This is a genomic window from Actinoplanes sp. NPDC026670 (genome assembly GCF_040638175.1).
Lineage (GTDB): Bacteria > Actinomycetota > Actinomycetes > Mycobacteriales > Micromonosporaceae > Actinoplanes.
The window spans coordinates 1-13,743 of record NZ_JBEZXU010000033.1 but is presented as its reverse complement, the minus strand read 5'-3'; the positions used below and the strand labels follow the sequence as shown (position 1 = coordinate 13,743).

15 protein-coding genes and 1 pseudogene are annotated in these 13,743 nt (G+C 72.0%); 9 read left to right on the top strand and 7 right to left on the bottom strand.

From position 1 onward, the window contains the following. The first annotated feature begins 5 nt into the window (after positions 1–5). On the top strand, positions 6–407 hold the full coding sequence (locus AB0E94_RS29115; protein WP_360332324.1) for a cellulose binding domain-containing protein: 402 nt from the start codon (positions 6–8) through the stop codon (positions 405–407). A gap of 2 nt (positions 408–409) precedes the next feature. On the opposite strand, the gene AB0E94_RS29110 is transcribed toward AB0E94_RS29115, so the two are convergent. Then, entirely contained in the window at positions 410–856 is a 447-nt protein-coding gene (locus AB0E94_RS29110; protein ID WP_360332321.1) for a hypothetical protein, read from the bottom strand. A gap of 138 nt (positions 857–994) precedes the next feature. Between AB0E94_RS29110 and AB0E94_RS29105 the strand changes: the two genes are divergently transcribed. Then, entirely contained in the window at positions 995–1,738 is a 744-nt protein-coding gene (locus AB0E94_RS29105; protein WP_360332318.1) for a CAP domain-containing protein, read from the top strand. A 75-nt stretch (positions 1,739–1,813) separates the two neighbouring features. Here AB0E94_RS29105 and AB0E94_RS29100 read toward each other — a convergent pair whose 3' ends face one another. Further along, complete coding sequence (locus AB0E94_RS29100) at positions 1,814–2,197, bottom strand: hypothetical protein (protein ID WP_360332315.1); 384 nt, start codon at positions 2,195–2,197, stop codon at positions 1,814–1,816. A gap of 178 nt (positions 2,198–2,375) precedes the next feature. On the opposite strand from AB0E94_RS29100, the gene AB0E94_RS29095 reads away from it, so the two are divergent. Together AB0E94_RS29095 and AB0E94_RS29090 are read left to right on the top strand one after the other, a co-directional pair. Beyond that, positions 2,376–2,666 (top strand): metalloregulator ArsR/SmtB family transcription factor, encoded by a 291-nt coding sequence (locus tag AB0E94_RS29095; RefSeq protein ID WP_360332312.1) that lies wholly within the window; start codon positions 2,376–2,378, stop codon positions 2,664–2,666. A 17-nt stretch (positions 2,667–2,683) separates the two neighbouring features. Further along, a complete protein-coding gene (locus AB0E94_RS29090; RefSeq protein WP_360332309.1) occupies positions 2,684–3,685 on the top strand; it encodes an LLM class flavin-dependent oxidoreductase in 1,002 nt (333 codons plus the stop codon). Between the two features lie 193 nt (positions 3,686–3,878). Here the strand turns inward: AB0E94_RS29090 and AB0E94_RS29085 are convergent, their stop codons facing one another. Both AB0E94_RS29085 and AB0E94_RS29080 read right to left on the bottom strand, forming a co-directional pair. Further along, positions 3,879–4,682, bottom strand: coding sequence for a CPBP family intramembrane glutamic endopeptidase (locus AB0E94_RS29085; RefSeq protein ID WP_360332306.1), 804 nt, complete (start codon positions 4,680–4,682; stop codon positions 3,879–3,881). Between the two features lie 55 nt (positions 4,683–4,737). After that, positions 4,738–5,529 (bottom strand): hypothetical protein, encoded by a 792-nt coding sequence (locus tag AB0E94_RS29080; protein ID WP_360332303.1) that lies wholly within the window; start codon positions 5,527–5,529, stop codon positions 4,738–4,740. Positions 5,530–5,644: 115 nt separating this feature from the next. Here AB0E94_RS29080 and AB0E94_RS29075 point away from each other — a divergent pair, with 115 nt between their 5' ends. The 5 genes from AB0E94_RS29075 (at position 5,645) to AB0E94_RS29055 (ending at position 9,813) form a co-directional block, all read left to right on the top strand. Further along, positions 5,645–6,445: an alpha/beta fold hydrolase gene (locus AB0E94_RS29075; protein ID WP_360332300.1), complete on the top strand. Its 801-nt coding sequence runs from the start codon at positions 5,645–5,647 to the stop codon at positions 6,443–6,445. Between the two features lie 6 nt (positions 6,446–6,451). Continuing rightward, positions 6,452–7,237: a thioesterase family protein gene (locus AB0E94_RS29070; protein ID WP_360332297.1), complete on the top strand. Its 786-nt coding sequence runs from the start codon at positions 6,452–6,454 to the stop codon at positions 7,235–7,237. A gap of 25 nt (positions 7,238–7,262) precedes the next feature. Further along, positions 7,263–8,114, top strand: coding sequence for a DUF1963 domain-containing protein (locus AB0E94_RS29065; protein WP_360332294.1), 852 nt, complete (start codon positions 7,263–7,265; stop codon positions 8,112–8,114). A gap of 70 nt (positions 8,115–8,184) precedes the next feature. Then, positions 8,185–9,129, top strand: coding sequence for an RNA polymerase subunit sigma-70 (locus AB0E94_RS29060; RefSeq protein ID WP_360332291.1), 945 nt, complete (start codon positions 8,185–8,187; stop codon positions 9,127–9,129). A 6-nt stretch (positions 9,130–9,135) separates the two neighbouring features. Beyond that, a complete protein-coding gene (locus AB0E94_RS29055; RefSeq protein WP_360332289.1) occupies positions 9,136–9,813 on the top strand; it encodes a DUF6069 family protein in 678 nt (225 codons plus the stop codon). On the opposite strand, the pseudogene AB0E94_RS29050 reads toward AB0E94_RS29055, so the two are convergent. The 3 genes and pseudogenes from AB0E94_RS29050 to AB0E94_RS29040 form a co-directional block, all read right to left on the bottom strand. Further along, a pseudogene (locus AB0E94_RS29050) lies at positions 9,793–10,599 on the bottom strand (S8 family serine peptidase); the annotation flags it as partial. The gene AB0E94_RS29055 and the pseudogene AB0E94_RS29050 overlap by 21 nt on opposite strands. Positions 10,600–10,680: 81 nt before the next feature. Then, positions 10,681–11,148: a hypothetical protein gene (locus AB0E94_RS29045; protein ID WP_360332286.1), complete on the bottom strand. Its 468-nt coding sequence runs from the start codon at positions 11,146–11,148 to the stop codon at positions 10,681–10,683. Further along, positions 11,145–13,743 (bottom strand): polymorphic toxin-type HINT domain-containing protein (locus tag AB0E94_RS29040; RefSeq protein WP_360332283.1); only part of this gene is annotated, 2,599 nt, incomplete at its 5' end. The genes AB0E94_RS29040 and AB0E94_RS29045, both read right to left, overlap by 4 nt.

The following is a 13,743-nucleotide window of genomic DNA, read 5'->3' as shown; positions in this document are numbered from 1 at the left end:
CGGACATGTCGCGAATCGGACGAGTGATCGGGGTCCTGGCGGTTCTGGCGGGAGTGCTCGGACCGGCCGGAGCAGCCCGCGCGGACGCCGCGGCCTGCGCTGTCAAATACAAGGTGTCGCCGTACACCGGTGGGTTCACCGCCCAGATCACCGTGACCAACGCAGGTGACCAGGACATCCGGGGCTGGACCTTCCGGTTCCCGCTGGAGACGACCGCGACCGTGGTCGAGTTCTGGAACGCGCAACTGATCGCCCCCACCGTCGTCGTGATCACCCAGGACAAGGGCTGGAATGCGAACGTCGCGCCCGGCGGCAGCATCTCCCTCGGGCTGCGCGCGGTGGGCACGGCCGGCGCCGACCCGGCCTGGTTCACCGTCAACGACATCACCTGCGACCGGGTGAGCTGACCTCAGCGCTGCCGCTCCCACTGCCGCTTCAGCGCGTCGTAGAAGTGCTGCGGGAACTCGTCGCCGCTGGATTGCAGGTACACCTTGGTCTTCCGGCCGTCCTTGCCCCACGTGACCGTCACGTAGGCGGCGTAGGTCCACGAGTCGTCGTTGGTGTCGATGTCCAGGGCGGTGATGTCCTTCAGCGGGATGCTGACGTCCTCCTTGCCGTTGCCGTCGAGCGCCCAGTACGAGACGAGCCGCGAGTCGGTGAAGAACGTGCCGGCGTCCTCGAGGTCCTCGCCGCGGCTGGTGTAGAAGAACACGTGCTCACCGTCCTGGAGCCGGCCCAGGTCGACGAGCCGGCGCTCGTCGGCGGGGGAGAGGCCGGTCTCCGACTCCACCCCTGAGCAGGCGGCCAGGGCCAGCAGGACGGTCAGGGCGAGCAGCGCTGTTCTCGGGGTACGCACCCCTTCGAGGAAAGCCGAACGCCGCAACCATGCGGAGACGAAGCGGCACCGGGCCCGCCATCATCGCGGCCCGGCACCCCGCCGAAGTCCATGGTGAGCCCGCAGACAGCGGGTCCGGAACTTCGAAAGGGTCTGCTCTTGCGCCAGCTTCTTCGCCGTCTCGCCGTCACCGCCGTCCTCGCCCCGGTGGCCGCCATCGGCGTCACCACGATGTTCGCGAGCCAGGCCGAGGCCGCCCCGGCGAAGTCGCACCCGTGGCCCGGCCAGGACGGCCAGCACGGCCCTGGGCACCACGGCGGCTGGAAGCACCGCGGCCCGGCGTGGCCCGGCCCGCAGATGCCGTTCCCGGGGATGCCCGCGCCGGAGATGCCGTACCCGGGGATGCCCGCGCCGGAGATGCCGTTCCCCGGCATGCCCGCGCCGGAGATGCCCGCGCCGGAGATGCCTGCCCCGGCGACGCCCGCTCCGGAGATGCCGGCCCCCGCGCCGGGGGACGCCACCGACCAGGGAGTCGTGGCGGAGATCAACCGGCTGATCAACGAGCAGCGCGCGAGCAACAAGTGCGAGGCGCTGACGGTCAACGACCAGCTCACCGCGGCCGCCAGCGGTCACAGCGCGTGGATGGCGCAGAACGGCACGCTGTCGCACACCGGCGACGGCGGCTCCACCTTCGTCACCCGGGCCCAGGCCGCCGGGTACGCCCAGCCCTCGGCCGAGAACATCGCCATGGGCTACCGCACCGCGGCCGAGGTCGTCGACGGCTGGATGAACAGCCCCGGCCACCGCGCCAACATCGTGAACTGCAAGTCCAAGACCGTGGGCGTCGCCGTGGCGGACACCGCCGACGGCACCCCCTACTACACCCAGGTCTTCGGTTACTGACCCCCCGTCACATCGTGCAGGCCCCAGCCGATCCCTCTGCGGCTGGGGCCTGCACGTGTGTGCTGGCAGGCACGGCTAACGGCGCTCCGGTACGGGGTCGGCGGTCAATGCCTCGACCGGGTAGCCGAACCCGATCAGGATCTCGATCGCCTCAGCCGTCGAAACGTCGTCGCCGTAGTCGCCACCGCGGTAGTAATTGCGGTAGGCGCCCTCTGACTCACGCCACACGCCGTCTCTCCGATCGAACGCGGTCCCCGCCGGGTGGATCCCGTGCTGACTGGCTTCCAGGTCGAAGCGACGCAGTATCTCCGGCTTGGCGTCCTCGTGCCGCAGGCACCCGCCGGTCCCGTTGGCGAAGGTGATCGGCCGCATCTTGTGCCTCTCCGTCGGGTCACCGCCGAGGTAGGTGGCCCAGAAGATGAAGCGTTGGTCGATTCGATCCGGGTCGAGGCTTCCCATGCGGCCAGGCTACTGACCGGCGAAGCCAGGCGACCGGTCGCCGGCCCCGAACCTTTGACCCGGGCATCGGACAGTTCGACGGGACGGGACAGTGACCCGGGTCTCGGACGGTGGCCGGATCCACGGTGCGTGACGTAATTTCGTTAATCAGCGAAATGACGAAGGAGGGTGCACCGGGATGCTCGAGGAGTGCAAGGCGCTGTCCAACGAGACACGTCTGGCCATCCTGGCGTGGCTGAAGGACCCGGCCGCGAACTTTCCCGGCGCCGACGACGCGGCGGAGATCGGCGTCTGCGTCGGCCTGATCCACCGGCGGGCCGGCTGCTCCGTCTCCACCGTCTCCGCCCACCTGGCGATCCTCCAGCGCGCCGGATTCCTGCGAGCCACCCGCCGCGGCCAGTGGATCTACTACCGCCGCGACGAGGAACGCATCCGCGCCTTCACCGAACGCCTGCACCACACCCTGTGACATCGGAAGGCGATCCCATGCCCACCGCACTCTCCCTGCTCGACCTGGCGCCGATCTCCGCCGGGCAGACCGCACGTGACAGCTTCGCCGCCAGCGTGGCCCTCGCCCAGGCCGCCGAACGGGCCGGCTACCAGCGGGTCTGGTATGCCGAGCACCACAACATGTCAGTGATCGCGTCGTCGGCCACCAGCGTCGTCATCGGGCACGTCGCCGAACACACCTCGACGATCCGGCTCGGCGCCGGCGGCATCATGCTGCCCAACCACTCACCCCTGGTGATCGCCGAACAGTTCGGCACCCTGGAGACCCTGCACCCGGGGCGCATCGACCTCGGGCTCGGCCGGGCGCCCGGCAGCGACCAGGTCACCATGCGGGCGCTGCGCCGCGACCACCTGTCCGCCGACACGTTCCCGCAGGACGTCGTCGAGCTCCAGGGCTACCTCGCCGGAAAGTCCGTGATCCCCGGGGTGGAGGCGGTGCCCCGGGCCGAGCAGCCGGTGCCGCTCTACATCCTCGGGTCGTCGCTGTTCGGCGCGCAGCTGGCCGCCCGGCTCGGCCTGCCGTATGCGTTCGCGTCACACTTCGCCCCGGACGCCCTGCACCAGGCGGTACGCGTCTACCGGGAGACGTTCACGCCGTCCGGGCAGCTCGCCTCGCCGTACGTGATCGCCGGTGTCAACGTCGTCGCCGCTGACGACCATGACCAGGCCGTCGCGCAGATGACCGCCGCCTACCGGGCCCGGACCAGGGCGTTCATCACCCGGGGCAGCCGCGGCCGCAACTTCACCGACGCCGAGATCGACGCGTTCCTGGCGTCACCCAACGGCGAGCACCTGAAGTCGATGACCCGCTACACGGCCGTCGGCACCCCCGACGAGGTCCGCGACTACCTGCTGGAGTTCGCCGCCACCGCGCAGGCCGACGAGCTGATCACCGCCCACCACGCCCAGTCGGTCCCGGACCGGCTGCGCTCGGTCGAGCTGACCGGCGCCGCGATGGCCGCCCCGGCCCCCGCCTGACCGACCGCCGGCCGTCGCTCACGGCGGGAATTCCGTACGTGAAACCGCTCTGAGCGACGGCCGGGACCGCGAGCCGTCGCTCACGGCGGGAATTCCGTACGCGAAACCGCTCTGAACGACGGCCGGGACCGCCAGCCGTCGCTCAGAGCGGGAATTCCGTACCTGAAATCGCGCTCAGCGACGGCTCGCGGTCTCAGATCAGGTTCAGGGCCAGGGCCAGGGTGCCCAGGGAAGCCATCAGCAGGGCCGTGCCGGCGTGCATGCCGATCGACAGGCGGATGTCGTGCCGGCGCCAGACCAGCCAGACGCCCGGGAGCAGGAAGACCACCTTCGACAGGACCGTCCACGGCGCCCAGAAGTGGTACACCGAGAACAGCACCGTGTTGAGCAGCGGCGCCCCCGCCCGCAGGTGGGCGATGCGGGGCAGCAGGAAACCACGGAAGTACAGTTCCTCGATCAGCGGCAGCGCGAACCCGGTCAGCGGCAGGCAGATCACCATCGTGGTCACCAGCAGCGAGTGGGCGTACCCGTCGAGGTAGGTGGTGGCGCTGCCGCCGGCGCCCTCGAACGGCACCCAGGTGAAGAAGTTCTGGTAGACCACGTTGTCCAGCGGGGTCAGCGCGAGCGACACCACGGTCATCCAGACGATCAGGCCGGCGATCATGGCGGCGAGCCGTCCTCGTGGAATCGGTCTGTCCACGTAGTGCAGCACGCCCCGCAGCGAGAGCCGGCCGTTACGTTGCCGACCCAGCCACAGCAGCCCGAACAGCAGTGGCACCAGCACGATGACCAGGGCGACCGCCCAGGCCATGAAGATCGGGTAGCCGATCGCCTCGACGAACGGCTCGGCCAGCAGGAAGTACGCCGCGACGATCAGCATCCCGGGCACGAGATGCAACCCGATCGACAGCGGCAGCGAGTGACGGTCAGCGAGCAGCTTCGAGACGAAGCGGCCCGGACGGGTGGCGGTGGCAGTGGTGGTGGCTGTCTCGGTCATGTGGAACAGCGTCGGCGCACCCGCAGACACGGCTCTGACACGGCGCTGACACCGCTCAGTCCTTCGTCTCGATCTCCGCCCGCATGTCGGGGAAGTCGCCCTTCACGTCGACCGCGGTCTCGTCGAAGAACAGGAACATGCCGACACTGCCCTCGTCGGCCCAGCCGCACAGCGCCATGTCGGTGTTGTCGGCGCGGGTGGTGCCGCACTGCGCGACCCCGCCGAGCGAGCCGAGACTGGCCTGGGTGACGTCGGTGAGCTGGTTGGACCCGCTGAACGTCTGGAACACCACGTCCAGCATGAGCTGCGGGTCGTCGATGTCGACCTCGGCGGCGAACGCGGCGATCAGCCTCTTCTCGGCCACCGAACCGTAGACGGCCCCGAACGCGTTCGCCGCGCCCGGATAGCCCTCGATCTCCTTCTCCAGGTCCTCGGTGAGGGAGTCGAACTCGTCGGCGTCGAGCTTGTCGTAGCCGTTCAGGGTGTCCGGTTCGTCGATGCTGATGCTGTCCTTCGCGGACTCCGGCGACGGGCTCGCGGTCCCGCCCTGTTTCGTCGAGGTGGTCGACAGGCTCTTGCCGACCAGGTAGATCGCGGCGCCGCCACCCATCAGCAGGACCAGCCCGATCGCCACCGACAGCAGCACGATCACCGTCGGCCGGGACGTGCCCTGCACCGGCGAAGGAGGCGGCGGAGGCAGCGGGGGCGGGGTGGCCGGGTAGACCGGCTGGACGTAGGTGGGCTGACCGTAATCGGGCTGGTGATACAACGGCGCCGTGTGCTGCGGCGTGTCATACGGATCGACAGGTGGCGGGAGCGGCTCACCGGGGGACGGCGGGTAGGTCATCGACGCTCCAGACTTCCGGCTGTCGGTGGATACTATCGACGACCGGCCACGTCGTCCCTCATCGGACCGGCTGACGTGCGTCACAGACGGCCACGGAAGGATGTGGATGCGCCGGATGGTCACGCGCGGTGCTCTGGCCGTACTCCTCCTGCTGATCTTGATCCTTGTCCTGGCCTGGGCCGGGCAACGCCGGCTGATCTTCTTCCCGGACCGGACGCTGCCGCCGGCCCCGGCCGGCGGCAGCGAGATCACCTTGCCCACCGCGGACGGGCTGCGGCTCGGCGCGTGGCTTTTCAAACCCTCCAGCGGTACGGCTGACCGCGCCGTGTCAGTGCTGGTCCTACCGGGAAACGCCGGGAGCCGGGCCGGCCGTGAGCCGCTGGCCGCCGCGCTGACGTCGCTGGGCCTGACCGTGCTGCTGCTGGACTACCGGGGTTACGGCGGCAACCCGGGCAGCCCGTCGGAGTCCGGCCTGGCCCGGGACGCCGACGCCGCGCAGGCCTACCTGGCCGGGCTCGGGCAGCCGATCCTGTACTTCGGCGAGAGCCTCGGCGCGGCCGTGGCCACCGCCCTGGCGACCCGGCATCCACCGGCGGCGCTGCTGCTGCGCTCGCCGTTCACCGACCTGCCCGCGGCCGGCGGCGCGAATTATCCGTTCCTGCCGGTCGGGCTGCTGCTGCGCGACCGTTTCCCGGTGGAGTCGCTGATCTCGCAGGTGACAGCGCCGACGGCGATCGTCTACGGCACCGCCGACCGGGTGGTGCCGCCGGAGCAGAGCCGGGCCGTGGCCGACGCCGCCGCCGGCCTGACCGTGCTGGAGGTGGTCGACGGCGCCGACCACAACGACCTGATCCTGGCCGAGGGCCCACAGGTGACCACCGCCGTGGCCACCCTCGTCGACGCGATCGAAGGCTGACTTGCGATGGACGGTTCTTTCTATGTTCGGGTCGGGGACGACGAGTTCGAATCGACCGAGGCGACCACCAGCCCCTGGGATCCGCGGATGCAGCACGGCGGGCCACCGGCCGGACTGCTCGCCCGCGCCGTCGAGATGACCCGGCCGGACGCCGGCATGCCGATCGCGCGGCTCACCGTCGACATGCTCGCCGCCATCCCCAAGGGCCGCATCCGGACCGAGGCCCGCATTCTGCGGCCCGGCCGCCGCGTCGAGATGATCGAGGCCAGGCTGTACGCCAACGACCGCCTCGCCGTCACGGCGACCGCCTGGCGGATCCAGAACCAGAAGAACCTCACCGAGGAGTACGCCCACAGCGCCCCGCCGCCGCTCCTGCCCGGCCCGCAGTCCCAGGAGTTCTTCACCGGCATCAGCCCCGACTGGGGATACGGCAATGCCATCGAGTGGCGTTTCGTCGAAGGATCCTTCGCCGAGCCCGGCCCGGTCAGCCTCTGGGCCCGGGTCCGGCTGCCGCTGGTGGCGGGCGAGTCCCCGTCGCCGATCCAGCACCTCGCCGTCCTCGCCGACTCCACCAACGGCGTCTCAGGTGAGGTCCCGCTGCACGACTGGCTGTTCATCCCGCCGACCATGACGATGACCGTGGCCCGCCCGCCGGAGGGCCCGTGGGTGCACCTGGCCGCCCGCACCATGATCGCGCCGCACGGCACCGGCGTGGCACAGGGCCACCTCTGCGACCCGCAGGGTTTCGTCGCGGTGGTCGGCCAGCCGCTGCTGGTGGCCCCCCGCTCCTGACGGTCGCCTGGCATCATTCTCGGCCATGGATTACCAGGGGCAGTTTCGTGCGGCGGCGCTCGCAGCCGGATTCCCGGACGACGAGGTCGGCCGATTCCTCGAACACCTTCGCCTGACGATCCGGCTGGCCGGCGGCTCGGGCGATGCCGTGGCCGGGCGGGCCGGCGGGCTGCCACACCTGCCGGCCGGCCAGGACTGGCCGGCCGAGCAGGGTGTCGCGCTGCCGTTCGTCTTCTCGGCCGACTGCGCGGCGCTGCCGGTGGTCGACGGCTCCAGCCTGCCCGCGGACGGTTCGCTGCTGTTCTTCCTCGACCACGAGCAGGACCACCTGACCGGCGCGCACGGGCGGGTCCTGCACGTTCCGGCCGGCGCCGGGACCACGGCCACCCAACCCCCGGCCCCCGGCCTGGTCGCCAAGGAGTACGACCTGCACGCCTCGCTCATCGCGGAGCTGCCCGACTGGTTCGGCCCCGGGGACGACGAGGACGACGAGGACGATCTGTCGCCGTTGCAGGAGCAGCTTGCCGAGGACCTGCCGAACCTCGCCGAGTTGCGCGCCCTGGCCGCCGTGCTCTGGCCCCGCGACAACGGGCTGGCCACCGCCTGTCTGGGCGGCCACGTCACCGACGAGGTGATCACCAGCATCGCCGAGCAGACCCTGGCCGGCCGGGAGAAGGCCGGCGAGATCGTCGTTCCGGTGGCGAACTGGTACTCGCACGTGGAACGGGAGAAGTACCGCCTCGCGGGGGAGTGGCTGACGCTGGCGACGTTCGCCACCACCGACGACCTCTACGACGGCAGTTTCGTGATCCGCGCCGACGACCTGGCCGCCGGCCACCTCGACCGGGCCCTGTCGGTCACCGGCTTCAGTGAATAACGGGTGATGAGTTCTCGTCGCTGCGCCCGTCTTACCTACAACCGGATTCGACGGGCGGAGGGACGAGATGATGAACGAGGTCGACGAGTCGGCGTTCTCGGGGCTGACCGAGCAGCACCGGCGCGAGCTGCACGTGCACTGCTACCGGATGCTGGGTTCGTTCGAGGACGCCGAGGACACCGTGCAGGAGACGTTCCTGCGGGCCTGGCGTAAACGGGACACGTTCCAGGGCCGGTCGACGTTCCGGGCCTGGCTGTACCGGATCGCCACCAACGCGTGCCTGGACCTGCTGGCCAAGGTCCGCCCCGAACCGGCGGCCGGCGGCGAGGTGCAGTGGCTCCAGCCGTACCCGGACCGGCTGCTCGACGAGGTCGACGGCCCCGAGTCGGTGGCCGTCGCACGGGAGACGATCGAGCTGGCGTACGTGGTGGCGGTCCAGCATCTGGCGCCACGCCCGCGGGCCGTGCTGATCCTGCGGGACGTGCTGGGCTGGCCCGCGAAGGAGGTCGCCGACCTGCTCGGCGACTCGGTGAACTCGGTCAACAGCGCTCTCCAGCGGGCCCGCGCCGGGATGCGCGAGCACCTGCCCGCCGAGCGTCAGGACTGGACCGGCGACCCGGAGAGCGACGCCGGCACCCGGGAACTGGTGCGCCGGTTCACCGAGGCCAGCGTGGCCGCCGACATCCCGGCGCTGACCGCGATGCTGCGCCACGACGTGCGCTCCTCGATGCCGCCGACCCCGGGCCTGCGGATCGGCCTGGACGCCGTGGTCGCCGACTGGACGGCCGACGGTTTCGACACGATGACCGGCCTGCGTGCCCTGCCGGCCGCGGTCAACCGGCAGCCCGCCATGGCCTTCTACCACTGGAACAAGACGGCGGGCGTGTTCCTGCCGCTGACCCTCGACGTCCTGCGTATCACCGCGGGCGCGGTCACCGAGGTGACGATCTTCGACGCGAGCCGGTTCGCCGGGCTCGGGCTGCCGGAGAGCCTGCCGGCGGACGCCGGCCAGTAGTCCGCGGTGCGGACGCTCACGCTGCACGGCGGCGAACGCGTCGCCGTGCTCACCGAGTCATGGCACGACGTGTTCGCCGTCGTCGACTGCGGCCGGGTCCAGCTGGAGTTGCGTGACGGCGCGCCCGGCCCGGTCCTCGAACGCGACGCCGGCTTCTGGCTGCGCGGCACCGGCGTCCGCGCGCTGCGCAACCCCGGCCGGCACACCGCACGGGTACGGCTGATCACCCGCAATCCAGACAGTGGAGGTACCACCATGAGCGACACCCTGACCCGCCCCGCCCACCGCATCCTGCGCTTCGCCGGCCGGGGCCTGGTCGCCGTACCCGTGGCGATGGCCGTCACCACGATCGCGGCCGCGATCGCCCAGGCCGCCGGGGTCACCTTCGAGATCCCCGACGGCGGCGAGACGATCCCGCTGCCCAGCTTCGCCGTGGTGACCGGGTTCTTCTCGGTCGTCGGCGTGGTCATCGCCGCCGCGCTGCTGCGATGGAGCGCCCGCCCGGCCCAGCGGTTCCGCTGGACGGCGGTGGCGCTGACCGTGGTCTCGCTGGTTCCGCCGTTCCTGGCCGGCGCGGCCGCCGCGACGAGCGCCGCCCTGGCCGGGCTGCATCTCGTCGCGGCGGCGGTGATGATCCCGCTGCTGGTCCGGGGCCTGCGGGCCTCAGCCCCAGCGCGAGGATGACCAGTCGTCGCTGGACCAGAACCGGGCGGTCCACGCGGCCCCGCTCCACGCCCGTCCGCTCCAGGCCCGCCCGGTCCACGCCGGGTCGGTCCAGTTCTTCGAACCACCCCAGGAACCGCCCGGCCAGGTGGCCGAGGCCCAGGTCTTCGACGCGTAGGACGTGCCGGTCCAGCCGTCGCCGGCCATCCGGTAGCCCATCCACACGCCCCCGGACCAGGTGGTCTGCGCCTTGGCCCGGGTGGCCCAGCCGGCCGCGTCGAACGGGCCGAAGATGGTGTTCTGCCCGCTGAGCTGCACCCCGTCGGCGGACACCCGGCTGCTGCCGCGGGTGGTGTCGAGCATCCCGGCGCCTGTCGACTCGCCGATGGCGTCGCTGCCGGTGGCCGCGGTCCCGGCCAGCGCCATCGACACGTTGACCTCCTTGGCGCCGAGCGTCGCCGCCTTCCCCTTGCTCAGGTAGGTGCCGTTGACCAGCAGATACTTGAGTTGCAACGGGGTCAGCCCGGGGCGGGCCTGCAGGACCAGGGCGGCGGCCGCGGCCGTCACGGCGGTCGCCTGGGAGGTGCCGGAGCCACGGAACAGGGTGTCGCCGTTGCGGGCGGCCGGGAACGACACGTCGATGTTGGACCCCGGCACCCGCAGCGACGGGATCGACGTTCCGGGCGCGAGCACATCGAGCGGCCGGCCGTTGGAGGCGATGTTCGTGTACGTGGACAGCTCGTCGTCGGCGGTGGTGGCGGTGCCGTACGTGTTGGTCGCCCCGACCGCGATCACCGACGGAACCGGCCCGGCCCGCCGATCAGCGGCGGGAACTCCCGAAACGGATCGAGCGGCAGGCCCCGGCGAGGACCTGCCGCCCGACGTGACTCAACTGCCGGACGCCGCCCGGAGCACGGCCAGCCCGGCCGCATCCAGATAGACGGCCGGCGCGTCGAGATCCAGCGTCCCGGCCCGTACGCCGTCGTGGCTGCGGCCCTCGAACACGCTGTTGGCCATCTTCCCGGCGTCGAACAGGTGCGGCGGGGCGGCGTACCCGATGCCGTCACCGATCCACGCCACCAGCCCACCGGACCGGAACACCCACGCGTAGACCTCGTCGATCCCGGACCGCCAGGACGCGCTGTCCGGGAACTCGTCGAAGGTGAGATCCCACAGCCGGATCTCCCACCCCGGACCGTCCATCACGAACGAGCTGGGCGTGACGACTCCCGGCAGGTGCCGGTCCGGGAAGTCGCCGTCGATCCACGCGCCCGGCCGGTACAGCGCGTAGAGGGTCACCCCCGGCCGGTCGCCGCGGAACGGCTGCCGGAGGACGGCGCGAGCCGGGGCGGTCACGGTATGACACCCCAGTTGCGCAGCTGGTCGAGCGTCGGCTCGTACGCCGTGGCCATCTCACCCTTCCGGTTTCCGCCGGTCCACACCTGTACGGCGATCCACCGGCCCTCGTGCTGTCCCACCAGGATCTCCACCGGATCACCCTGGGTGTGGGTGGGGACCAGCCGCTTGGCCGGGTTCTTCAGGATCGGGCCGAGGATCGCGCGCAACTTGTCCGGGCTGGTCCGCTGCGACCAGTTGCCGGTCACGATGCCCACCTCCTGGAGGTGCCGCCAGGCGTGGTTGAGCCGGTCGAGGCCGCCGAGCGCCAGCTTGACGGCATCGTCGCACATCCCGGCCCCGTCGTTGTGCACCAGCACCGGGGTGCGCCCGGCCAGCACGTAGTAGGTGTGCAGGTCGGCGACGGTGAGGTTGTGGACGGTCGCGGCCCGGCTGTGCTGCCGGGCCGAGGCGACCTGGACCCAGCTGCCGGAGCCGTCGCGCAGCCACTGCCCGCTGCCGAGCCGGCTTGCGGACACCCAGTCGTGCCGTTCGGCGGACCAGAACCGGTGGGCGGCGGTCGCCGTCACCGTTCCGTCGCCGGCCGACACATCGACGAGGTCCTTGTCGCCGGTCCCGGTGATCAGCGCGGTCACCGGCTTGGCCGCGGTGACGCCACGGACCGGGTCGGTGGCCAGCACCCGGTCGCCGACCCGGATGTCCCGGATCGGTCTGGCGCTGCCGTCGGCGAGCAGCACCCTGGTGTCCGGGGTGAAGCTGTTGCCCGCTCCGCAGACCGCGCCCACCTTGTCGAACAGCCGCTTGAGATCACGCAGCTTGTCGGCGAGTTTGACCCCACCGGAGGCCATCCCCAGCCCGGGGATCAGCGACGTGGCGCTGAGCCCGGCGCCGACCCAGTCGCCCTGGGCCGCCGAGATCGCCCCGTCGAGCAGGTCGCAGACCTCACCGACGGCCGGGACGAGCCCGCACAGCGCCAGGCCGATCTGCAGCACGATCACCGCGGCCTGGTACGTCTCCTGCAGCTTCTGCCCGACCTCGCCGAGCAGCTTGCACCCCTCGCTGTGCGGGTTGAAGCCGCACTTGAGCGGGTTCTTGATGGCGTCCATGGCCTGCGCCCGGACCATCTGGCAGTACGGGCTGATGTTCGGCCCCAGACAGCGCAGACGCTGGTACTCGTCGGTGCCGCGGCTCTCCATCAGCTCCTTCATGCGCAGCGACGCCTCGGCCTTGGCCGCCTCCAGCCCGGCCTGGGCCGCCTTGCCCGCGTCGAGTCCGGCCTGGACCGCCGACGCCACCGCGTTGGTCGCGTCCCAGGCGGCCGCCGCGGCGCTCGAGGCCGCGGTCTGTGCCGACGCGGCGGCGGACGCGGCCGATCCGGCGGCCGCATCGGCGCTGCGGTCGGCGGCCGCCGCGGCTGCCTTGGCGCTGGCCGCCGACTGCGCGGCCTGCTCGGCGGACCGCTTGGCCGCGGCCGCCGACTGGGCGGCCTGGTCGGCGTACCCGGCCGCCTGCGCGGCGGACTCGGCGGCCTGCTGGGCGTAGACGGCCGCCTCGGCCGCCGCCTGCCGGGCCACCGCCGCCACCCGGGCCGCCTCGGCGGCGTCGGCGCGGGCGGTGGCCGCCACCTGGTGTGCCTCGGCGACCAGCGCCTGCACCGCCGCCACGTGACTGGTCTGCTCCACGTCGCGCCGGGCCGCTTCGTGCCGGCCGACCTGCAGGAAGTAGCTGACGTAGGAGCCCGGCCCGGCCAGCGCCACCTCGGCGGCGTCCTTCAGCTCCGGGCCGGCGCCGGCCAGGCTCTGCGCGATCTGGATCCGCTGATCGGCCTCGCGGGCCGTGTGCTGGCCCCGGCGCAGGAACTCGTGCAGGTCGGCGGCCGTGCCGTTGAGCGCCCGCCGGGCCGCCGCGGTCGTCGCCGGTCCCGCCCCGGACAGCAGCTGGGTGACCGCGACCCGGTCGGCGGCCTCCTTGCCGGGGTACTCCCGGGTCCGCAGGAACCGCTGCACCTCGGCGTCGGCGCCGGTCAGCGCGGCCTCGGCGGCGGTCTTCTCCTCACCGGTGACCGTGTCGGCCACCCGGACCAGGCGTTCCCGGTCGTCCTGCGCGGCGGCGAAGGCCCGGCCCTCGGCCAGCCACAGCCGCAGACCCGCCTCACCGGCGGTCAGCGCGCCCTTGGCCTGCTCCCGGGTCCACGAACCGCCGATCCGGATCAGCCGCAGCGCCGCCCGGCGGCCCCGGTCGACCACCACCTCGGTGGACGCCCCGGCAGCGGTCGCCTCGGTCAGCAGCCGCCGGGTCTCCGGGTCGACCCGGTCGTCCTCGACGGTGTCCCAGGCCAGATCCCGGTTCCAGGCGACGTCCCAGGGCTGGGCCGCCTCGGCCGCCTTGGCGTCCTGGGCGACCGCCAGGTTCTGTTCCTTGGCCAGGGTCCGGCGTTCCTCGTCGGCCTCGCGGGCCAGTTGTTCGACGGTCGCGGCCTGGGTCGCCGCGTCGGTCGCGACCTGGGCGGCATCGGCGGCCCGGGCGGTGCTTGCCGACCGCCGGCTCGCTGATGAACAGGCCCGCCGCGATCGCCGAGTTGGACCGGCCCTCGGC

Coding starts and splice junctions, on each gene's coding strand:
- AB0E94_RS29115 (WP_360332324.1), top strand. CDS start 6: ATGTCGCGAATCGGACGAGTGATCGGGGTCCTGGCGGTTCTGGCGGGA.
- AB0E94_RS29100 (WP_360332315.1), bottom strand. CDS start 2,197: ATGGGAAGCCTCGACCCGGATCGAATCGACCAACGCTTCATCTTCTGG.
- AB0E94_RS29095 (WP_360332312.1), top strand. CDS start 2,376: ATGCTCGAGGAGTGCAAGGCGCTGTCCAACGAGACACGTCTGGCCATC.
- AB0E94_RS29090 (WP_360332309.1), top strand. CDS start 2,684: ATGCCCACCGCACTCTCCCTGCTCGACCTGGCGCCGATCTCCGCCGGG.
- AB0E94_RS29085 (WP_360332306.1), bottom strand. CDS start 4,682: ATGACCGAGACAGCCACCACCACTGCCACCGCCACCCGTCCGGGCCGC.
- AB0E94_RS29080 (WP_360332303.1), bottom strand. CDS start 5,529: ATGACCTACCCGCCGTCCCCCGGTGAGCCGCTCCCGCCACCTGTCGAT.
- AB0E94_RS29075 (WP_360332300.1), top strand. CDS start 5,645: ATGGTCACGCGCGGTGCTCTGGCCGTACTCCTCCTGCTGATCTTGATC.
- AB0E94_RS29070 (WP_360332297.1), top strand. CDS start 6,452: ATGGACGGTTCTTTCTATGTTCGGGTCGGGGACGACGAGTTCGAATCG.
- AB0E94_RS29065 (WP_360332294.1), top strand. CDS start 7,263: ATGGATTACCAGGGGCAGTTTCGTGCGGCGGCGCTCGCAGCCGGATTC.
- AB0E94_RS29060 (WP_360332291.1), top strand. CDS start 8,185: ATGAACGAGGTCGACGAGTCGGCGTTCTCGGGGCTGACCGAGCAGCAC.